The 20,522-nt window shown below is 44.0% G+C and carries 18 protein-coding genes; 7 read left to right on the top strand and 11 right to left on the bottom strand.

Translation table 11 applies throughout. The annotated features are described in order from the left end of the window. Nucleotides 1-55 precede the first annotated feature (55 nt). From L4D09_RS00840 to yceD, 4 genes are read right to left on the bottom strand one after another with little or no spacing between them, the layout of a single operon-like run. Nucleotides 56-1,012 (bottom strand): beta-ketoacyl-ACP synthase III, encoded by a 957-nt coding sequence (locus tag L4D09_RS00840; RefSeq protein WP_428455592.1) that lies wholly within the window; start codon nt 1,010-1,012, stop codon nt 56-58. Between the two features lie 5 nt (nt 1,013-1,017). After that, a complete protein-coding gene (gene plsX, locus L4D09_RS00845; protein ID WP_428455593.1) occupies nt 1,018-2,043 on the bottom strand; it encodes a phosphate acyltransferase PlsX in 1,026 nt (341 codons plus the stop codon). 9 nt (nt 2,044-2,052) lie between these two features. Beyond that, nucleotides 2,053-2,223, bottom strand: coding sequence for a 50S ribosomal protein L32 (gene rpmF / locus L4D09_RS00850; protein ID WP_107349559.1), 171 nt, complete (start codon nt 2,221-2,223; stop codon nt 2,053-2,055). A 19-nt stretch (nt 2,224-2,242) separates the two neighbouring features. Beyond that, nucleotides 2,243-2,761 (bottom strand): 23S rRNA accumulation protein YceD, encoded by a 519-nt coding sequence (gene yceD / locus L4D09_RS00855; protein WP_428455594.1) that lies wholly within the window; start codon nt 2,759-2,761, stop codon nt 2,243-2,245. 301 nt (nt 2,762-3,062) lie between these two features. Here yceD and L4D09_RS00860 point away from each other — a divergent pair, with 301 nt between their 5' ends. Then, nucleotides 3,063-3,644: a Maf family protein gene (locus L4D09_RS00860; protein ID WP_428455595.1), complete on the top strand. Its 582-nt coding sequence runs from the start codon at nt 3,063-3,065 to the stop codon at nt 3,642-3,644. Between the two features lie 110 nt (nt 3,645-3,754). Here the strand turns inward: L4D09_RS00860 and rluC are convergent, their stop codons facing one another. After that, nucleotides 3,755-4,708: a 23S rRNA pseudouridine(955/2504/2580) synthase RluC gene (gene rluC, locus L4D09_RS00865; RefSeq protein WP_428455596.1), complete on the bottom strand. Its 954-nt coding sequence runs from the start codon at nt 4,706-4,708 to the stop codon at nt 3,755-3,757. A 545-nt stretch (nt 4,709-5,253) separates the two neighbouring features. On the opposite strand from rluC, the gene rne reads away from it, so the two are divergent. Together rne and L4D09_RS00875 are read left to right on the top strand one after the other, a co-directional pair. After that, entirely contained in the window at nt 5,254-8,544 is a 3,291-nt protein-coding gene (gene rne, locus L4D09_RS00870) for a ribonuclease E (protein WP_428455901.1), read from the top strand. A gap of 367 nt (nt 8,545-8,911) precedes the next feature. Continuing rightward, on the top strand, nt 8,912-10,471 hold the full coding sequence (locus L4D09_RS00875; RefSeq protein WP_428455597.1) for a SulP family inorganic anion transporter: 1,560 nt from the start codon (nt 8,912-8,914) through the stop codon (nt 10,469-10,471). Between the two features lie 82 nt (nt 10,472-10,553). Here L4D09_RS00875 and L4D09_RS00880 read toward each other — a convergent pair whose 3' ends face one another. Both L4D09_RS00880 and L4D09_RS00885 read right to left on the bottom strand, forming a co-directional pair. After that, nucleotides 10,554-11,012 (bottom strand): low molecular weight protein-tyrosine-phosphatase, encoded by a 459-nt coding sequence (locus L4D09_RS00880; protein ID WP_428455598.1) that lies wholly within the window; start codon nt 11,010-11,012, stop codon nt 10,554-10,556. Between the two features lie 68 nt (nt 11,013-11,080). Beyond that, nucleotides 11,081-11,776, bottom strand: a complete 696-nt coding sequence (locus L4D09_RS00885; RefSeq protein WP_428455599.1) for a DUF3313 family protein — start codon at nt 11,774-11,776, stop codon at nt 11,081-11,083. Between the two features lie 136 nt (nt 11,777-11,912). Here L4D09_RS00885 and L4D09_RS00890 point away from each other — a divergent pair, with 136 nt between their 5' ends. From L4D09_RS00890 to L4D09_RS00900, 3 genes are all read left to right on the top strand, one after another. After that, entirely contained in the window at nt 11,913-12,680 is a 768-nt protein-coding gene (locus L4D09_RS00890; RefSeq protein ID WP_428455600.1) for an adenosylcobinamide-GDP ribazoletransferase, read from the top strand. A gap of 12 nt (nt 12,681-12,692) precedes the next feature. After that, nucleotides 12,693-13,298: a cob(I)yrinic acid a,c-diamide adenosyltransferase gene (gene cobO / locus L4D09_RS00895; RefSeq protein WP_428455601.1), complete on the top strand. Its 606-nt coding sequence runs from the start codon at nt 12,693-12,695 to the stop codon at nt 13,296-13,298. A gap of 116 nt (nt 13,299-13,414) precedes the next feature. Next, a complete protein-coding gene (locus tag L4D09_RS00900) occupies nt 13,415-13,849 on the top strand; it encodes a phosphate-starvation-inducible protein PsiE (RefSeq protein WP_428455602.1) in 435 nt (144 codons plus the stop codon). 404 nt (nt 13,850-14,253) lie between these two features. Here L4D09_RS00900 and L4D09_RS00905 read toward each other — a convergent pair whose 3' ends face one another. Continuing rightward, a complete protein-coding gene (locus L4D09_RS00905; RefSeq protein ID WP_428455603.1) occupies nt 14,254-15,297 on the bottom strand; it encodes a metal-dependent hydrolase in 1,044 nt (347 codons plus the stop codon). A gap of 245 nt (nt 15,298-15,542) precedes the next feature. Between L4D09_RS00905 and L4D09_RS00910 the strand changes: the two genes are divergently transcribed. Beyond that, nucleotides 15,543-15,995, top strand: a complete 453-nt coding sequence (locus L4D09_RS00910) for a CBS domain-containing protein (RefSeq protein WP_428455604.1) — start codon at nt 15,543-15,545, stop codon at nt 15,993-15,995. 64 nt (nt 15,996-16,059) lie between these two features. On the opposite strand, the gene L4D09_RS00915 is transcribed toward L4D09_RS00910, so the two are convergent. The 3 genes from L4D09_RS00915 to apbC form a co-directional block, all read right to left on the bottom strand. Continuing rightward, the gene (locus tag L4D09_RS00915; RefSeq protein WP_428455605.1) at nt 16,060-18,201 is read right to left on the bottom strand and encodes an AsmA family protein; all 2,142 of its coding nucleotides are present in this window, start codon (nt 18,199-18,201) and stop codon (nt 16,060-16,062) included. Nucleotides 18,202-18,389: 188 nt separating this feature from the next. Further along, nucleotides 18,390-19,034, bottom strand: a complete 645-nt coding sequence (udk, locus tag L4D09_RS00920) for a uridine kinase (protein ID WP_428455606.1) — start codon at nt 19,032-19,034, stop codon at nt 18,390-18,392. A 216-nt stretch (nt 19,035-19,250) separates the two neighbouring features. Further along, entirely contained in the window at nt 19,251-20,342 is a 1,092-nt protein-coding gene (gene apbC / locus L4D09_RS00925; RefSeq protein ID WP_428455607.1) for an iron-sulfur cluster carrier protein ApbC, read from the bottom strand. Nucleotides 20,343-20,522: the final 180 nt, after the last annotated feature.

Here is a 20,522-nt window from a genome sequence, read left to right on the forward strand (position 1 = left end):
TGAACAACAACGTTAGCCGCTATATAGTTCGTTCATGTCATCAATAATATTTAACTTAAAACTTTACAAGGGCGGAGCCCCACGTAAAGCCGCCACCAAAGGCTTCCAACAGCAATGTTTGACCACGTTGGATACGGCCATCTCGTACTGCTTCATCTAAAGCTGTAGGAACCGTCGCCGCCGAGGTGTTGCCGTGGCGATCAAGTGTGACAACAACTTGATCCATAGACATCGACAATTTTTTCGCCGTTGCCTTAATAATACGTAAGTTTGCTTGGTGGGGAACCAGCCAATCAAGCTCTGATTTATCCATGTTATTCGCTGCTAGCGTATCTTTTACTAAATTAGATAGCTGCGTTACCGCGACTTTAAACACTTCATTTCCTGCCATGTACAGCCATTTATCATCGCTAAATGCTTGACCATGTTCAGGAATAGCAAGGCTAAGGAGACCACCAAAGTGACCATCAGAATGAAGGTGTGTTGAGATAATACCCGGCTCTTCACTTGCGCCAATAACAACTGCACCAGCGGCATCACCAAACAAGATGATCGTGGAACGATCGTTAGGATCGCATTTGTGTGATAGCGCATCAGAACCGATCACAAGCACATTTTTAGCCATGCCTGTTTTAATGTGCTGATCAGCAATGCTCAATGCATATACAAATCCAGAACAAGCTGCGGCGATATCGAATGCTGGGCAGCCTTTAATGTCTAACATGCCCTGAACTTGGCAAGCCGCTGAAGGGAATGAATGGCTCGCACTGGTCGTAGCAACAATAATTAGATCAATGTCTTCTTTTTCAATACCCGCCATTTCAATCGCGTTTAAAGAAGCTTGATACCCCATAACGGCAACTGTTTCATCAGCTGCAGCAATGCGTCGCTCTCGAATACCAGTACGCGCAACAATCCATTCATCGCTGGTTTCAACCAATTGCTCTAAGTCAGCGTTAGAACGCACTTGTTCAGGCAAAAAGCTGCCTGTACCTAAAATTTTGCTATGCATAACGACTAGTAATGCCTCTCGAGTAAGACTTCTTCCAAACGGTCACTGATTTTGCTCGGTATTTGCCGTTTGACCTCGTGTACCGCTTCACCAATCGCATTGGTAAATGCGGTTGTATCAGCACTTCCATGGCTTTTTACCACTATACCGCGCAATCCTAACAGACTCGCCCCGTTATACTGGTCGGGGTTCAACTGTTTCAAACTATTAAATAGGTCACTAAACAACCATTTAGCAATTAACCTTTTGAGTGGATTACGGGAAATGGCACTTTTAATGTTATCGATAAAAAGGTTTGCTACACCTTCACTGGTCTTGAGGCTAACATTACCAACAAAACCATCACAAACAATAACATCCGCTTGTCCGCTATAAAGTTGGTTACCTTCAATATAACCGATGTAGTTGATATCTGGCGACTCTGACAGCATTTCAGCACAGCGCTTAACCAGATCATTACCTTTGATTTCTTCTTCACCAATATTCAGCAATGCCACTTTGGGCACATGCGGAAGTCCCTGCTCAGCCAAGACCGTCCCCATAACAGCAAACTGAAATAGGGTATCTGCATCACACGAAACATTGGCGCCTAAATCAAGTAACCATGTTTTATGTTGCGTACGTGTTGGGATAGCCGAAACTAATGCAGGACGATCAACACCAGGAAGTAACTTAAGTATAAAACGTGATAATGCCATCAAGGCTCCGGTATTACCGGCACTGACACAAGCGTCAGCTTGACCTTCCGATACATATTCCAATGCCATACGCATTGATGAGCCTTGGCTACGGCGTAAAGCTTGTGACGGACGGGTATCGTTGGCGATGACATGGTCGCAATGGACAATGCTAAGTCGAGGGTGATTCGATTGGTTTAGAAGAGATAGTTGAGACGTGATCGCACTTTGATCACCAAAAAGAATAAGTTTGAGCTCTGGGTATTGTAACAATGCCTGCACGGAGGCAGGCACTGTTACTTGGGGACCGAAATCCCCACCCATTGCATCAAGTGCAACGGTAAGACCACTCAAGGTTCAACCTTATTTGTTGATAACCTTACGGCCACGGTAGAAACCGTCAGCTGTCATGTGGTGACGTAGGTGAGTTTCACCACTTGCAGAATCTACAGATACAGCTGCAGTTGTTAGTGCATCGTGTGAACGACGCATACCACGTGCTGCACGTGATTTTTTGCTCTTTTGTACGGCCATTAACCCTACTCCTGTTAAATTACTTACTTAGATTTTTCAATACTGCAAACGGATTCGGACGCTCATCAGCAACGGGGATATCACCAAATGTCATGTTTCTGCCACTGGCTTTACAGTCAGCGTCATCATGCATGGCAATTTGAGGCAACTCTAAAATCAACTCGTCTTCGACGATTTGAATTAGATTGATTTCACCGTTTTCATCGACATCAGCCGGCTCATAAGCTTCCGGAAAATCATCTGCTTCCTCTGGTTTGAGGAGCGGACTATAACAGAAATCAACACTATAAACGTGTTTGAAACCTTCCTGACATCGCTGACAGGTCAACTCCACTTCAACATCAGCGCTACCGCGCATAAATGCCAAATGACGTTGGTCAAAGTCAAATGATAAAGTGACGTTTGCATCACGTGTTACGCTCTGAGTTGAAGCTGCTAGGCGCTCAAGTAATTCGACTTTGATGATACCATCGTAATCGAGTTTTTTTTGAGCAGCACGAACTGCATCAACCGTTAGCGGCAATTTTACCTTTTGCATAGGGCGCGAATATTAGCCTTCTAATGTGTTTGAGTCAAAGGAAATGTGCGTGAATTAACGGCATTTAATCAATTCATATACTCTGCATTGATAACCAATAGCTCAGCACAAGCACTTCCACCATTTTGTCTGTTATCTGACTGACAATAAACAGGTTGATAACACACCATCAAGTGCACAAATAACACACAAAATCTGACGAAGTGAACGACAAACCGACCTTGCCACTTAACATTATAACGTAGCGCTCAGCCTTTATGGTCGCTAGACTACCACAACCTTGTACAACCCGGTAACCATCATGGCTCAACCGTTACTTCTGGCTTCAACATCTCCATTCCGCAAAGAACTGCTTAATAAACTGCGTCTCTCTTTTGATACAGCTAAGCCTCAAACTGATGAAACACCGCTTATAGATGAGTCTGCCCAAGCCCTTGTATGTCGTCTAGCTGAAAGCAAAGCACTCGCTTGTGCCCCAGCCCATCCAAATCATTTAATCATTGGGTCTGACCAAGTTTGTGTGATTAACGATCGTATTATCGGCAAACCACATACCGTTGAAAAAGCTTGTGAACAATTAAAAGCAGCCAGCGGGCAAACTGTTACCTTCTATACAGGCCTATGCCTATACAATGCAGCCACTCAAACCAGTGAGATCATTTGCGAGCCTTTTCATGTGACCTTTCGTGAGCTTAGCGATGATGAAATCCGCCGCTATGTCGAACGTGAGCAGCCACTTAATTGCGCAGGTAGCTTCATGTGCGAAGGGCTTGGTATTGCTCTATTCGAAAAGTTAGAAGGTCGCGATCCAAACACCTTAATTGGACTCCCCCTGATTGCGTTATGCGAAATGCTCAGCAAGCAAGGCGTTTCCGTTTTATAACTGCATTTTTCTATAAACAAAAAAGCAGCAAAGTATCCTTTGCTGCTTTTTACTAAGCGACTTATCACACCGACCAACAACAAAATGTTGCCATGGTATTTCGCTTGACGTTATTTGTTTGCTTTTATACGTAGCTGCTCAACAGCCTTCGCCAGCTTTGACTCCATTGGTGCACTAATATCCATTAACTCTTCAGTATTTGGATGAGTGAACTTAATGTTCGCTGCATGAAGGAAAAGTCGGTTGAGTCCCGTTTTTTTCGTGTAAGCATCAAAACGTGGATCACCATAGCGATCATCCCACGCAATTGGGTGACCCGCATACTGGCAATGCACACGAATTTGGTGTGTACGGCCGGTTATTGGGCTAGCCTGCACCAATGTCGCCTGATCCAATCGCTCAATCACTTTATAGCGCGTATCTGATGCCTTGCCGTTAGGGTTTACCCGCACGATGCTGTTGACTTCATTCTTCAGTAATGGCGCCGTCACCTTTTTACAACTTGCCTTCCACTCACCCATGACTAACGCAAAATAATACTTCTGTACTGTCTTATTACGGAACTGCTCTTGCAGTTTACGTAGTGCAGAGCGCTTCTTAGCGATCAATAAGATGCCAGAAGTATCACGATCAATACGATGCACCAATTCCAAAAAGCGTGCGTCTGGGCGTAAAGCGCGCAGTGCTTCAATCGCGCCAAACTTCAACCCGCTACCACCATGTACCGCAGTACCTGATGGTTTATTCAGAATCAGCATGTGGTCGTCTTCATAAATAATGCACGACTCAAGCTCTGAAACTTTGTCAAGCTTTGTACTAATCGGCGCCTTATCTTCTTTTTCCGGTACTCTAACCGGTGGTACCCGAACAAGATCGCCGTCTTGTAGTTTATATTCAGGTTTTATACGTTTTTTATTTACTCGCACTTCGCCTTTACGCAAGATACGATAAATCATACTTTTTGGTACGTTTTTAAGCCTTGCAAGAAGGAAGTTATCGATCCGCTGGCCAGCAAAATCATCGGTAATTTCGATGAAGTGCACTTTAGGTTTATCATCTTTCATAGCCAAGCATTGTATACAAAAGTGAATAAAAGAGATAACCCTTCCTGTATCTATTTCATCTAAGCTTTCTTACAAAAACAACTAACTCATCAATTTTAAGGACTTTAAGCATAACTCTTACACAAAGCAGATTGCCGCAAAAAAGCCACCCTGCTATCATTGCCTGCAAGAGTAGGAAAAAAAGCCTACTTTGTTAACAGGGTGAGCAGATTACCACCCAAGTGACTATTTTATATACCGCTCTGACGAAAAGCGCAGCATATGGCGTAAGACGTTAATTTCTTCGGAGTGTTTTTTAGTGTTTTTACTGACTTTTTTTATTGGTGTGACAGATACCGCCGTGAGATACGGTGAGCCAGCTGTATATTTTTCAGATTTAATCATCTTGATACAAGTTGGATACAACGTGTTGCCATATAGCACCCCTGAATTCCAGCCGTGAGGTTGCATTTATAGATCAGACTTGGGGTCGGGCACCATCAATACAAACTCGTCACTGAATGCGCTAACACAACGACAAAAACGAGTACAATATAATGAAAAGAATGTTGATTAACGCAACTCAGAAGGAAGAGTTGCGCGTCGCATTAGTTGACGGGCAGAAGCTTTTCGATCTTGATATCGAAAGCCCTGGCCACGAATCTAAAAAAGCAAATATCTACAAAGGCCGTATCACACGAATCGAACCAAGCCTGGAAGCAGCGTTCGTTGACTATGGTGCAGAGCGCCACGGTTTCCTCCCTCTTAAAGAAATCGCCCGTGATTATTTCCCAGCTGACTATACCTATCAAGGCCGCCCTAATATTAAGGAAGTGCTAAAGGAAGGTCAGGAAGTAATCGTTCAGGTTGACAAAGAAGAGCGTGGTAACAAAGGTGCAGCCCTTACGACATTCATCTCTCTAGCTGGTAGCTACCTTGTCCTAATGCCTAATAACCCTCGAGCTGGCGGTATTTCTCGCCGAATCGAAGGTGAAGAGCGAACTCAACTTAAAGCAGCATTAAGCACATTAGAACTTCCTCAGGGAATGGGTTTAATTGTTCGTACTGCGGGTGTGGGCAAGTCAGCAGAAGACCTAGAGTATGATCTTAACTATCTACTTAACCACTGGGATCGCGTTAAAGATGCAGCAGAGTCTGCACCAGCACCGTTCCTGATCCACCAAGAAAGTAATGTCATTGCACGTGCTATTCGTGATTACCTTCGCCGTGATATCGGTGAGATTGTTATTGATAGCAAAAAAATCTTTGACCGTGCACATGATCATATTCAGCAAGTTCGCCCTGACTTTTTGTCTCGTGTGAAACTGTATGAAAACACAGATACACCACTTTTTAACCACTACCAAATTGAGAATCAGATTGAATCAGCGTTCCAGCGCGAAGTTCGTCTGCCATCAGGTGGTTCAATTGTCATCGACCCAACAGAAGCACTAACATCGATCGATATCAACTCAGCCCGTGCAACAAAGGGTGGCGATATTGAAGAAACAGCACTTCATACAAATCTAGAAGCTGCAGACGAAATTGCTCGCCAATTACGTCTTCGTGATCTTGGTGGTCTAGTTGTTATCGACTTCATTGATATGACGCCTGTGCGCCATCAGCGTGAAGTTGAAAACCGCTTACGTGAAGCTGTTCGAATGGACCGCGCTCGCGTACAGATTGGTCGTATCTCACGTTTTGGTTTGCTTGAGATGTCGCGTCAGCGTCTAAGCCCATCATTGGCTGAAGCAAGTCACCATGTGTGCCCTCGTTGTACTGGTACTGGTGTTATTCGTGATAGTGAATCTCTATCGTTGTCGATTCTTCGTCTAATCGAAGAAGAAGCACTTAAAGATAATACATCGCAAGTACTAGCCATTGTGCCCGTAGCCATTGCTTCTTATTTATTAAATGAGAAACGTCGCTCTGTACAGCACATTGAAAAGTCTCATGATGTACGTGTAATTATCGTACCGAATGCCGACATGGAAACACCTCACTTTGAAGTGGTTCGTGTTCGTAGTGGTGATGAACATGACACGTTGTCATACCATCTTCCAAAAGCGCTTGATGCACTAAAAGAAGCAGAAGCTGCTGAATCGGCACCACAAGAGCGTGTTGTGAAAAAGCGTGAAGAACCTGTATTACAAGGCTTCACCGCACCACCTCAAGCACCAGAAAAAGCCAAAGCGAAGGCCAAGCCTCAGCCACAAGCTAAACCTGCTGCTGCACCTAAGGTTGATGAAAAGCCAGGTCTCTTTAGCCGCCTGTTCTCTGCTATTTCTAACTTCTTCTCAAGCCCTGAGCCAGAAGTAAAGGAAGAGAAAAAAGACACTGGAAAACAAAATACCCGTCGTAACGATCGTAAAGACAGTCGTCGAAACCAAGACAATCGTCGTGGCGAACGCCAAGATGGTCGCCGAGGTGATCGCCAAGATAACCGTCGTAATGCTAAAGACGCGCCTCGCCGTGGTCGTCAGGAACGTCCAGAACGCCCTGAAACCCAAGATGGTGAGCGTAAACAAGCTAACGAACAGCGCCAGCAACGTCGTCGCAATGAAAAAGCGAAGGACAAGCCAGAGCAGCAATCAGACAAACCTGTTCAACAGCGTAAAGACAAAGAGCAAAAGCGTCAGTCTCGTCGTGAAGACATTCAAGCGCAAAAGCAACAGCGTCGCACTGAAGAACAAACTGAGAAAACGGCTAAGCCAACAGTAGAAGAAAAGCGCGAACAAGAGTTTGAAAAAGCGAGTAAGGTGAAGCAGCGTCGTCAACGCCGTGATCTTCGTAAGAAGGTACGTTTTATTGATGAGCAAGAGCAGGCTCCTATCGAAACAGTTAATGCAGCACCTGTTGTTGCAGAAGCGGCTCAAACTCCGTCTCCGATTCAAGAAATTGGCACTGCAGTAGCTCAAGAAGCCAAAGCAACCGATGATCACGCTGAGCAAAAAGGTGAAAAAGGCGAACAAGAAAACGGCCAACGTCGTAATCGTCGCTCTCCTCGCCACCTACGAGCAAGTGGTCAGCGTCGCCGCCGCATCCGTGATAACCGTCCTGAAAATGGCGATAACATGGAAAAAATGGTAACAGATGCTGTTGGTCATGCTGTTGAAGAAGCAACTGATACATTGAATGATATTGAAAATGTGGTAACGATTGTTGAAAAACCAACGTCATCACGTCCAGTATCAGGTGTTGCATCGCCAGAAATGGCTATGGGTAAAGTTTGGCAGAGTGCTAAAAAGGTACCTGTTGCTGCAGTTGAAGAAGCAGCGCCAGTTGCAGAAGCGCCAGCTAAAGCAACTGTTGCAGAAACACCAGTTAAAACACCTGTAGCAGAAGCACCAGTAGCAGAAGTTGTTGAAACAACATCCACTCTCGGTGGTGTTGCTCAACCAGAGCTAGCGATGGGTAAAGCATTCCCTCTACGTGAAGAAGCGCCTGTAAGTGCTGATACAACAGTAGAAGCAATTGCTACACCTTCAGTAGAAGAAACCCCAGAGATTGAACCTGCACCGGTTGAAACTGTAGTTGCCGAAAGCGTTACTGTAGAAGAAGCACCGACGGTAGCTCCGGTTACTGAAGAAGCGCCAGTTGTAGTTGAAGCAGCGGCACCAGTTGTAACGCCTGTAGAAGTCGTTGCGAAGGTTGAAGCACAGCTTGTCACTGCAACAGCACCTCGTGGTCGCCATGCTATTGCGCCTACGGTTAAAGCTCCTGCGCCTGCTGAAAATGCAAACGCTGAAGTTGTAACGATAGCGCCACTTCGTGAGGCACGTTTTGCAGCTCGCCAAGCGGGTAGCCAAACGGCAACGAATAGTGCTCAAGCACCAATGAGCAAACCTCTAGGTTAATGCTATAACCCATTGTAAGTTTGCTTAACAGCACTTAAAAGCCATGCTTATTAGCATGGCTTTTTTTTACCTTCATTTTCCAACTGCTAACAACTCTCCTAAGCCAAACTAACTCTGATAAGTTACTTAATCAAAATTCAACTTTTACATAATGAGACAAATAGAAATCACTAATTACATAATTCATAAAATATCCAGAACTCACACCCTTCCTTACAATCACTGTTGCTACGGGTAAAAATTCAACTTGAAAGTTGAACCATCTCACATCTTTCTGTAGGATCCTCCAACTTATTAGCTCTTTTAAAAGTGGATGCACTGATGCAACCCGGCTAAACCCACCAGAACCGGATAAAAACTGAATAACATGTTCGAATTCCCTCAATTTTCGCGACAATCCGTCAAAAATGACGTCCTTTCTGGGCTTACTGTTGCGTTAGCACTGGTACCGGAAGCTGTAGCTTTTGCTTTCGTTGCTGGCGTTGACCCTATGGTTGGCCTATATGCTGCCTTTATCGTCGGTTTCATTACGGCCGTTATTGGTGGTCGTCCGGGTATGATCTCGGGTGCAACGGGCGCTATGGCTGTTGTCATGGTGAGCTTGGTCGCTGAGCACGGTATTCAATACCTATTTGCCGCCGTTATGCTTGCAGGTGTTATCCAAATACTGGCAGGTATTTTCAAGCTAGGTAAATTCATTCGGATGGTGCCTCATCCAGTAATGATCGGTTTTGTTAATGGTCTAGCAATTGTTATCTTCCTCGCCCAACTAGGCCAATTCAAAGTACCGGATGCTTCTGGTGCACTGCAGTGGATGCAAGGTACTGAGCTATACATCATGCTTGGCTTAGTTCTATTAACGATGGGCATTATTCACTTTTTGCCAAAACTAACCAAAGCTGTGCCATCATCACTTGTTGCAATTATTACTGTTACGGTTATGGTGCACGGCCTTGGTCTTGATACTCGTACCGTGATCGACTTCGTTCGCAGCATGAGTGGTAACGACAGTGCGACACTGGCAGGTTCACTACCCACATTTGCCATTCCTGATGTTGGCTTCAACATGGAAACCTTAAGCATCATCCTGCCTTATTCTTTAGTCTTGGCAGCGGTAGGCCTGATTGAATCGCTACTAACCCTGACGGTTATTGATGAAATGACAGGAACACGCGGACAAGGTAACCGTGAATGTGTGGGCCAAGGCGTTGCCAACGTGACTTGTTCAGTGTTTGGCGCGATGGGCGGTTGTGCGATGATTGGTCAATCAATGATCAACATTAATTCTGGCGGCCGTGGTCGACTATCAGGTATATCTGGTGCTGTTGGTCTACTACTATTCATTTTGTTTGGTTCTTCTTTAATTGAAGTGATCCCACTAGCAGCGCTTGTTGGCGTCATGTTCATGGTTGTTATTGGCACCTTTGAGTGGGCAAGCCTTAAAATGGCGCGCAAAGTACCTAAACATGACTTTTTCGCTATCATCCTTGTGACTGGTGTAACGGTTGCTGTCGACCTTGCTATGGCTGTTATTGTGGGTGTGATTTACTCTGCACTAGTCTTTGCTTGGGAGCATGCAAAACAAATCTATGCCTCAAGCCACATCGATCAAAATGGCTCAAAAGTCTATGAAGTAAATGGTCCACTGTTCTTCGGTTCCGCATCCCACTTCCTTGAGCTGTTCGATGCTAAAAACGACCCAAGTGACGTTATTATCGATTTTGCTAAATCACGCGTTGCCGACCACTCTGCGATTGAGACTATCGATACCATTGCAGAGCGCTATGCAACTCAAGGTAAAACCTTGCACATTCGTCATTTAAGCCCTGAGTGCCGCTCTTTATTGAAAAAAGCCGGCAACTTGGTTGAAGTTAACATGATGGAAGATCCAACTTATAAAGTTGCGACAGATACCCTAGGCGGTTAAGCCATACCAACTGCCAATTCATAAAAAACGCCCGCAAATGCGGGCGTTTTTGTTTGTATCATTTGTGCTGTCACAACTTTGATCAGCTGATGCTATCGAGTACAGCATCTGAGGCATCTTCAATTAAATCAAGCACGACTTCAAATCCATTCTGGCCGCCATAATAAGGGTCCGGGATCTCTCCGGCGTTGTTGTTATTACCATAGCTTAGAAATAACCGTACTTTCGATTGATAAGCGTTTGGGCATATAGCCTTCAAGTCTGCTAAGTTCGCATTGTCAGCCGCTAAAATAAGATCAAATTGTTCAAAGTCTTCGAGCTTAATTTTACGCGAACGAATAGTATCAAAGTGATATCCCCTCGCCTCACCAGCCTCGGTAGAACGTCGATCAGGCTTGCTCCCTTGGTGGTAACCAATCGTGCCAGCAGAGTCAACTGTCAACGATATTCCTCGCTGCAACGCTTTACTACGCAATACCGCTTCGCCTGTTGGAGAGCGACAGATATTGCCCATACACACGACCAGTATTTGAAAAGCCATTCATCTATTCCTTGATCTGTTGGATAAAAACAACCCTCTGAAAAGTCTAAGGATCACTTAATTAAAGGCTACCCTTCTTCACTCTGCTCATTTAACTTCGCAGTATAAGCAGTCATACGTATAAAATGGACAATGTCTTGCGTAAACCGCTCTACCGTTTCTTTAATTTGCTCATATTCAAGCTGAACGGTGTCATTTTCTAGAACATCTTTGGCTAACAACACACTCACACGTTCTGCTAACAATTCTCCAGAAAGACTGTCTGATAGCTGAGATTCCACAAGAATACGTACATTACGATCACGGATACCCAGCAACGCTTTAGCCCCACCAATCAGTGCCCCATAAGGTAACACTTCTGTAATTTTCAAATCTTCGAAATCTGTACTTGCGCGGGTTATTTCAACCCGCAGAACGGCAGTACGTCCACTTGGGCTTTCAACTATCGGTACACCATTAGAGAGTTCTTGCTTTAAGATATCAGTTAAACGTGCAGATACTCGTTCCAATACAAAGCTAGGTAGCTGATGATCTGCTTTGGCTTTTTGGTTCAAACCGACAGGTTCAATCTGCAACTGCCGATAATAAGATGACTTTAATTCTGGAGAGACCCACTGTAAACCTGTTGCATCTTCAATGTACTCGACTTCAACTAAATCTTGTTTGCGTTCAATCAGGCTTTCCGCCTGTTCTTGTTCTGTCGGTAAACGACTAGAGCAACCTACCATGACACTCAAAGCGGCCAACAACATCATTGTGCGCATTTACACTTCCCATTTAAAAGAACGATATACTATAAAATAGTTTACTCGATATTTTAGTTAAGCTGGTATCACTAATTTGTTAAAATGGCGCATTAACAATATTTAAGCACTTAATTGCATTAACCGGAACGCCTTCATGAAGCAACAATGGCAAATATTCTTAGTAGCGCTTGCTTTTTTTACCCGTATTCCTATTCCGGATAACATTCCTTATTCATCAGAACGCCTTAATCAAGCTAACCGTTACTTCGCCCTTGTCGGAACACTTATCGGTGTACTCACGGCGCTACTTTTCCTATTGATGCAGAGTGTTTTCCCGCTCACTATCGCTATCGTCATGTCGATGGCCTTTAGCTTACTGCTCACAGGCGCGTTCCATGAAGATGGACTAGCAGATGTCTTTGATGGGTTTGGCGGTGGTTGGAACCCCGAACAAAAGCTCGACATAATGAAAGACTCACGCCTTGGGACTTATGGTGCTTCAGCACTCTTCATCGCTCTTGGACTAAAGTGGGCAACACTGAGTGCCATCGCTAGCCACAGTGTCACCCTAACCGCCTTATCGTTCGTCGCTATGCACACACTTAGTCGAGCGGTGGCAGCGAGCCTAATCTTCAGTTACCCCTATGTACGGCTTGATGAACAAAGTAAAGTTAAACCCTTGGCAAATGAGCAAAGCCAGTACGATTTGTGGGTTTTAATTTTAACCAGTTTAATTATATTACTCTTATTACCCCTCAATACTGCCCTGTGCTTAATGGTGGTATTAGCCATTGTACGCACGGGTTGTGGTCGATGGTTCAACAAGCAACTTGGGGGTTATACCGGTGACTGCTTAGGCGCAACACAACAACTTTCAGAAATCGCTGGCTATCTGATTATATTAGCGACTGTTACATCATAATTAAGGACTCTCATGGTTGATCAAACGCAGAAAGACGATCGTTACAAAGCACGACAACAAAAAGTAAAAAGTGAAGTGGATGCCCGTGTCGACGCTGCACAAGAAGAGAAAGGGATCTTTCTCGTTATTACCGGAAATGGTAAAGGTAAATCAACCTCAGGGTTTGGCACTATCGCAAGAGCGGTTGGCCACGGGCAAAAGTGTGGGGTTGGCCAGTTTATTAAAGGGACATGGGATTGCGGTGAGCGCTCACTACTAGAACAACATGGCGTTAAATTCGCTGTGATGGCCACAGGGTTTACCTGGGAAACACAAAATAAACAAGCAGATACTGAAGCTGCACAACAAACATGGGCTGAATGTAAAGAAATGCTGGCCGACGACAGCTACGACGTCGTATTACTTGATGAACTTACTTACATGATAACGTATGGTTATGTACCACTTGAAGAGATTCTAGAGGCGATTAGCCAGCGCCCTGCTATGCAGTCCGTCGTCGTGACTGGCCGTGGTGCGCATCGTTCTTTAACTGAGCTTGCCGATACTGTCTCTGAAGTGCGTAATGTTAAACATGCTTTCGAGAACGGTGTAAAAGCCCGCAAAGGCGTTGACTGGTAGGCGATTCGCAACAAATAGATTCTTTTCTTGCTGATCTAAAATATAATGACAACGAACACAGCTCACGGTGAATTAAATCAACGTGAGCATAATAAAAAATGTCATTAGGATTTATCATGCCTTCACAACTACCGAAGGGCTTTAGTCGCCCTTTTCTTAAAATCTTTCATATTCTAGAAGCCATTTTACTGGTTGCGATTACACTCGCAACCATAGCGGCAATGACCAATGAATTTGTCAATATCTATGTCAACAGACAGATCCAACTTACCGATATTCTGCTGATGTTCATTTACCTCGAAGTGCTAGCCATGGTTCAGCAGTTTGTCACCAATGGTAAAATTCCAGTTCGTTACCCAATCTACATTGCGATCATGGCAATTGCGCGCTACATCACTTTAGGGATGAAACAGTTGGATGGGGTCTATTTAGTGTGGTTGTCATTGGCTGCTTTTATTCTGGCTGCTGCAACATTAGTGATTCGCATTGGCCACCATTACTGGCCATATGAAAAAGTGACTGAACCACATAAGTGCCAGTCAGAAGATTAACAACAATGAACAAGGGGGCACTCTTTTGCCCCCTCTCGAATTCGAATATTCATTATTTCTGGTCTTTTTTTCGTAACTTTTTCTTATAGAAGTCCATCGCTTTCTCTACCGCTTTTCCATGCATCCTTGCTCTGAGCGCATCAAAATCTACTCTTTTCATTAATACCTCAATAGCTTACCTATCGACCAACACAATAATAAATATAACACTTTTAAGCATTTATGCTTTTTTCATCACCGCCTAAATACCAAAAAGAACTAAAAATGTCGGTACTGTCTCACCAATAAGTAACTACTTTTCACATTCAAATATAAAAAATGCCAACAAGAATGCCGATCGAGAACCTTTCAATAAAGTTCAGCTCTTTTTCCTTTAAGGAAAATAGAGCTGAATTTATTTGTGATCAGTTACGTGCTGTTTCACCGATGCTTGGACATTCTGATATATGACACAAATTCGCATCGATATCTTGATTGCCAAGCACCCTTAGCCACAATGTCGGAATATGCTTTAGCCTTACTGACGGGCTGCTGATTTGAACCGGTGAAACCACTTCCCATCCCTTTGCTAAATCATTATTAGCCAGAGCAAATTGAAACGGCATATAGTCAGCCATTCCCAGACGTAAGTCAGTCGCGATCAGCTCTGACTGATGTTGCTCATACTTAATGAAACCACCAGTAAAGTGCGCAAGCATTTGTTGATGCTCTGAAGATATACCATCAGGCCAAGTACCAAGTGGCTTTTCAATAAAATCAATATTCGTGCTGTCATCAAGCAATGAGGACAAGCCTTCGAAGTAGCTCTCGTCCCCTTTTACGACGATACGCCATAGCACTGTATTTAATGGCGTCGGGGTAATGAATACAGGCTGGTTGGCTAACGATGTGCCAGCTAATTGTTGCTCTACCCGCTGCTCAATCATATTCATGGCGAACACTGACCAGCCAAGATAGAGTGAGGAAACAACCAACCCAGCACCGCACAACTTAGCCATACGATCGCGCCAGAGTAAACTTGCTAACAATACGATTAGCAGCGGTACAGTATAAAGTGGGTCGATAATAAAAATACTGGAGATGGCAATAGGCGTATTTATTGGCCAGAATAATTGCGTGCCGTACGCAGTAAAAGCATCAAGAAGTGGGTGCGTAATTAAACATGCCGCAACCAATAGCCACAACTGTGTAAAGCTAAAACGTGTTGGCCGCCACTTTTGCCATAATCCACTTAATAGCAATGAAAATGGCAACAATACAAATAAAGAGTGACTGAAACCACGATGCTTCACCATATCTGACACAGGATCACCGTAGCTTAGCAATACATCCAAATCTGGCAACGTACCTAACGCTGCCCCGACTAATAATATTTTGGGAGAACATTTCTTCCCTGCAACCAGACCAGCAACCGCTGCACCTAATGCCATTTGTGTTACCGAATCCACTTTCACTCCTTTAGATACCAATCAAACCGTTTCTCGTTATATTCGTTTGATCGTATAAATCTAGCTTTGACTTTATTGGCACACATTAACAGAAAATCATCATTTATTGATACGTGAAACGCGTGAGTCAATTCACATTCAAGGCTCAGTAAAAGTAAAAATCAGGGCTTGCTCGCAGTTAAAACAATGATATTTAGCTAGGGTAATCAAGCAACCTCCATTCAAATAGACAAAGGGAAGATGCAATGCCAACAAAAGTATCTGAATACATGACGCAAAAGCTTATTACAATCCAGCCGGATGCTGGACTTCGTGAAGCCTTTTTCTTGATGAAAGACGCATCAATTCGGCACCTGCCTGTTATTAGTAAGCAAGGTGAACTGGTCGGGATTGTAAGTGACAGAGAGCTAAGACGACCTCAATGGGTCGATGAGTCACCAGAGATCGGCCACGAGTATGATTTAACCGATGATCTGCATATTCGTGATGTCATGTGCAAAGATATTATTCATGTTCGCACCTACGACACCTTAACCAAGGCCATTGGCACTATTTTAGATAACCATGTAGGTGCAGCACCAGTCTTGAATAAGGCTGGTGAGCTGGTTGGAATGTTGTCCGCTATCGATTTACTAAAAGCTTTTCAAGATAGCCTTGAGAACCAAAAGTCATTGAAAAAGAAAAAACAACCTGCTTAAAGCCATAAAGAAAGAGCCAGCGATTCGCTGGCTCTGCTATCCCCAAAAATAAACCTAAAAAGTGTTAGTTAAATAGCCCTTTTATCAGTTTATCGGCGGCCTTCTTAATGTCTTCATTTTGCGCTTTATCACCTAATAACTTCTCAAGACCACGCTCGACTTCTTTTTGCGCTTTCTTTTCAAGCTCATTGTTTTGCTTAAGCAACTGAGCAATGTTTAAGGCAAATGTAGGCTGCTCCCAGTTACCTTTCACATCAATAGGTACGGTAAGATCTGCCACTTCATCAATTTCCTTACCACCTTGACCTTTGCTCGTTGCAACAACAGAGGCACTGATATTGAAGTCGATCGCTTCAGACACCAAATTGGTACTCCCCTTACCAGCAACACGTAGCAATGGTGAGTCGATATCAAGGTTATTGGTAGAAGCTACCCCTTTGCCAATATTGAAGGTTGCCTTCATTGCCGAAAAGTCTGTTTTCTTCTCTTCCTTAACGTACTCTGTTTTTTGGCCTTTCAGTGTTGCTCTCGCCTCACGGATCATTTCTGGCACGTTTACACCATAAACAGCACCGTCAGCAAAATGAATATCAATATTACCTGCAATATTCTCACGCATTCGCGCTTCAGCTAAACCCGTACCACTTAACTTCACGGTAATATCGCCCTTACCGGCCAGTACATCTTTTTCTACCACATCAATGAGCAATGGCTGAACCTGCACACCACGGATCAACTTGGTAACACTGTAGCGGGGTAGCTTGCCGTTCGCATCGATAGTCGCTTTCGTCTGTATCGTGCCGTCATAAAGTTTGGCATCTAACTGCTTTAAGTTCAGCACACCATCGGCAATGGCAATATTAATCGCCACATCGCTTAATTTGGCATTTGCTGCTTTAAACTGTCCAACCGCCAATGTGCCTGCGAGGTCGATGGTTTTCAAAGCAGAGAGATCGGGTTCGCGATTTTTATCAGCTTTTGACGCTGTAGCACCCGCAGTATTAGTACTATCACCAGACGTTGAAACTTGTGTTTCTTGTGTCGTTGATGCACCAGTTCCTAAGAAATGGTCAACATCAATGGCATCAGAAGCTAAGTCAAAACGGATAACTGGGATATCTGCCGATTGAAATGAGCCTTTACCTGTCAATGCCAGTTCATCAACATTGGTTTCCATATTTGTGAACTTAGCCAAGCCTTTCGGAACGTTATAGCTAGCATCAGCCACCAGCTTGATCGCCATCTCAGGACGAGGCAATGATGCCCCTTTAAGGTCAGAAGTTAACGCAAGTTGTTCCAGCTGAATGTTCTCAAACGCTTCATCTACGCTTAATCGAACTGAGCCATTGGTATTAAACGCCAAATCGGGTACTGAACCCTGTAGGGTGAAAGTCACGTTTGACCAGCTGCCCAGTTTGAATTGGTCTACGTTAAGTGATACTGACTGAATATCATTAGCGGTGTCTTTCGCTGACGCAGTCAATGCCAATGATTTAAATTCAGCACTATCCAAGGTTTCAGCCAGCATCAATTCAGTTTCGCCCTGTGCCGCGAAGTTAAGCTCACCACTGACACCTGCGATATCAAATTGCGCTTTTGCCCACTCTCCCGGCGCAAAACGGCTTAAGGAAAAGTTAAGCTGAGAAAGCTCTGATTTGGTACCTAGTTTATCGTCTTGAACAATCGCGCTGGCGCCTACAACCTCAACACTTTCTAAAGAAATAGCCCAGCTTAAACCCGCTTCAGTATCTGAGGTTGATGACGGTGTAGAAGTCGTTGTATCTAGTTGTGGAGAAGATTCTGTTACTTCGCTTGGTTGCCCGATACCATCCAAGTTTGTCACACCTGAAGCCAGTGTCTGAATGAAAACATGGCCACCTTGAAGGCTAACGTTGCCAATTTCCAGCTGCTGCGAAAATAAAGGTATCACCGACACCGAGAGTTCTGCACTATCAAACTGAACTAAATTTGGTTCTGCAAAACCTTCAGGGTTTCTAAATTCTGTTTTACCAATATCAAAGCCTATACTCGGGAAGAAACGCCAACCAATATCGCCGGAAATAATCAATTCACGTCCGGTATTCTTCTTCACTTGTTCTGCAATCAAAGGCTTAAACTGGTTTGGATCGACCAGTGCAAGTAAAGCCGCAATACCGATGACCACCACCAGTACAACTGCCAATAAGGCAAACATTATCTTTTTCATTGTATCCCCAAATCATCCATGCCTGTAACGAGATTAAACGTTGTTATCGCAATAAGACAATATATTTTAAGTATTTGTTCATCTTACCAATCTGCATATAAAAAATATCAACCATATGTCAGATAAAAAAATAGGTGGCTATAAAAGCCACCTATTCGAATTTTGATAACAAATTGATAATTTGCTAATTATGCACGCAGTAACTTACCAATGTGTGCTTTCAACACATCAATGGCAATACGGTTTTTACCGCCGCGAGGGACGATGATATCAGCGTACTGCTTCGATGGTTCGATAAACTGCATGAACATTGGACGTACTGTTTTTTGATACTGTACAAGTACCGACTCCATTGTACGACCACGCTCAGCAACATCACGCTGCAAACGACGTAGCAGACAAATATCTAACGGCGTATCCATAAATACACTTGCATGCATGATTTCACGCAAGCGTGGATCAGTCAGTAGCAAAATGCCTTCAAGAATAATCACCTTCTTAGGCGTCAATGTAGTCGTAGCTTCCATACGCGTATGTTCACTGTAGCTGTACTGTGGTACTTCTACTGCTTCTCCGCGGATAAGCTTCTCTAAATGGTCACATAACAAATCATGATCCAACGCACTTGGGTGGTCATAGTTTGTTTTTACCCGCTCTTCCATGCTCAGGTGACTTTGATCGTTATAGTAACAATCTTCCGTAATAACACCGATCTGATGATCGCCTACTTTTTCTTTTAACTCTTTATAAACAGTACTGGCAATCAAGCTTTTACCGGATGCAGACGCACCTGCAATACCGATAATGACGCATTGGTGTGAGTTTTCAGACATATCAGAAAGCACCTGTAAACAACGTGGCGAGGTGAAAAATACCGACCTAAATAACTTATTATAGCCGTAAGACTCAAACAGTTAGTGATTCAACATCGGTAAAATTGGCATAAATAAACCGCCTGATTATAGGCAGTTGTCACCACAGATGCCAGAAAAAATGCGGCATCCACGGCGTTTGGCTATAAAGTCAACGGTATGCTAACAAGCAATGGTTTACATTGTACGAATTGTGATCTGTTCGGCAACAGGTGTCCCCTGCCAATACAACCTACTTGCCACTGAGCCGGCTAAATTGATGTATGTTTGAGCATGCTCAGATTCAGGATCAGCAGCAACCGTTGGCTTACCGTTATCAATGTCTTCACGGATCTTAATGTGCAAAGGTAATTGGGCAAGTAACGGTACTGAATATTCCTGTGCCATTCGCTCTGCACCACCAGTACCAAATATTGCTTCATGGTGACCACAGTTACTACAAATGTGATAGCTCATGTTCTCAACAATACCGATGACAGGTACGTCTACTTTATTAAACATGCTGACCCCTTTAATGGCATCTGCAAGTGCTAAGTCCTGAGGTGTTGTTACAATCACAGCACCTGTCACTGGGATCTGCTGTGCGAGTGTTAACTGGATGTCACCCGTGCCCGGCGGCATATCTATAACTAAATAATCCAGATCAGGCCACCACGTTTCAGCAATGATTTGGGACAATGCTTTCGATGCCATCGGGCCACGCCAGATTGTTGCGCTTTCTGCTGGTACTAAATAACCAACAGAGTTAGTAAATAGGCCACATGATTCAATCGGCATCATCATTTTGCCATCAGGGGACTGTGGCTTTTCATCAACTGTTCCCAACATCATCGGTACAGAAGGGCCATAAATATCAGCATCTAGCAGACCTACTTTCGCTCCCTGAGCTTGAAGCCCTAGTGCAAGGTTGACAGACGTCGTTGACTTACCCACCCCGCCTTTTGCAGAGCTTACTACGATGATATTCTTAACGCCTTTTAACGCTGTTTTTTCACCACAAGCTAAAGGCACAACACGAGTCGTAATCGAAAAGGCAACATTCGCTGGTATATGGTGCTGTTGTTGCTCTGCCTCAATCCACTGTTCAAGTAACTCGATCACAGAGGCAGCAGCAAACGGTAAAGTTATCGATATTTTGCCATCAGCAGCAACCGAGACAACATTTGGAGTATCTGCCCATTCCGCATGTAGCCACGGATGATCAAACTGATTTAGCCAACGGGTAATATCAGTTACATATTCAAATCGGATGATAGAATCACTACTCATGTTTTTTAGCGCTCCCTTTTTGCTCTTAGTTTTTGTTCTTTATCTTCATCCTATCACCAATGCCCATTTATCGCCCTTATTTACGCGGATTATCAACAGATCATCCTAGGCAACACGTTATCCATCAGGTAGTATTTACAGCTACGTTTTTATTACCCATCATGAGCGAAACAAGACATT

The sequence above is a fragment of the Photobacterium makurazakiensis genome (genome assembly GCF_050336715.1).
Lineage (GTDB): Bacteria > Pseudomonadota > Gammaproteobacteria > Enterobacterales > Vibrionaceae > Photobacterium > Photobacterium makurazakiensis.

Coding starts and splice junctions, on each gene's coding strand:
- L4D09_RS00915 (WP_428455605.1), bottom strand. CDS start 18,201: ATGAAAAAGATAATGTTTGCCTTATTGGCAGTTGTACTGGTGGTGGTC.
- L4D09_RS00885 (WP_428455599.1), bottom strand. CDS start 11,776: ATGCGCACAATGATGTTGTTGGCCGCTTTGAGTGTCATGGTAGGTTGC.
- apbC (WP_428455607.1), bottom strand. CDS start 20,342: ATGAGTAGTGATTCTATCATCCGATTTGAATATGTAACTGATATTACC.
- udk (WP_428455606.1), bottom strand. CDS start 19,034: ATGTCTGAAAACTCACACCAATGCGTCATTATCGGTATTGCAGGTGCG.
- L4D09_RS00860 (WP_428455595.1), top strand. CDS start 3,063: ATGGCTCAACCGTTACTTCTGGCTTCAACATCTCCATTCCGCAAAGAA.
- L4D09_RS00880 (WP_428455598.1), bottom strand. CDS start 11,012: ATGGCTTTTCAAATACTGGTCGTGTGTATGGGCAATATCTGTCGCTCT.
- L4D09_RS00910 (WP_428455604.1), top strand. CDS start 15,543: ATGCCAACAAAAGTATCTGAATACATGACGCAAAAGCTTATTACAATC.
- rpmF (WP_107349559.1), bottom strand. CDS start 2,223: ATGGCCGTACAAAAGAGCAAAAAATCACGTGCAGCACGTGGTATGCGT.
- rluC (WP_428455596.1), bottom strand. CDS start 4,708: ATGAAAGATGATAAACCTAAAGTGCACTTCATCGAAATTACCGATGAT.
- rne (WP_428455901.1), top strand. CDS start 5,254: ATGTTGATTAACGCAACTCAGAAGGAAGAGTTGCGCGTCGCATTAGTT.
- L4D09_RS00875 (WP_428455597.1), top strand. CDS start 8,912: ATGTTCGAATTCCCTCAATTTTCGCGACAATCCGTCAAAAATGACGTC.
- L4D09_RS00890 (WP_428455600.1), top strand. CDS start 11,913: ATGAAGCAACAATGGCAAATATTCTTAGTAGCGCTTGCTTTTTTTACC.
- L4D09_RS00840 (WP_428455592.1), bottom strand. CDS start 1,012: ATGCATAGCAAAATTTTAGGTACAGGCAGCTTTTTGCCTGAACAAGTG.
- L4D09_RS00900 (WP_428455602.1), top strand. CDS start 13,415: ATGCCTTCACAACTACCGAAGGGCTTTAGTCGCCCTTTTCTTAAAATC.
- cobO (WP_428455601.1), top strand. CDS start 12,693: ATGGTTGATCAAACGCAGAAAGACGATCGTTACAAAGCACGACAACAA.
- yceD (WP_428455594.1), bottom strand. CDS start 2,761: ATGCAAAAGGTAAAATTGCCGCTAACGGTTGATGCAGTTCGTGCTGCT.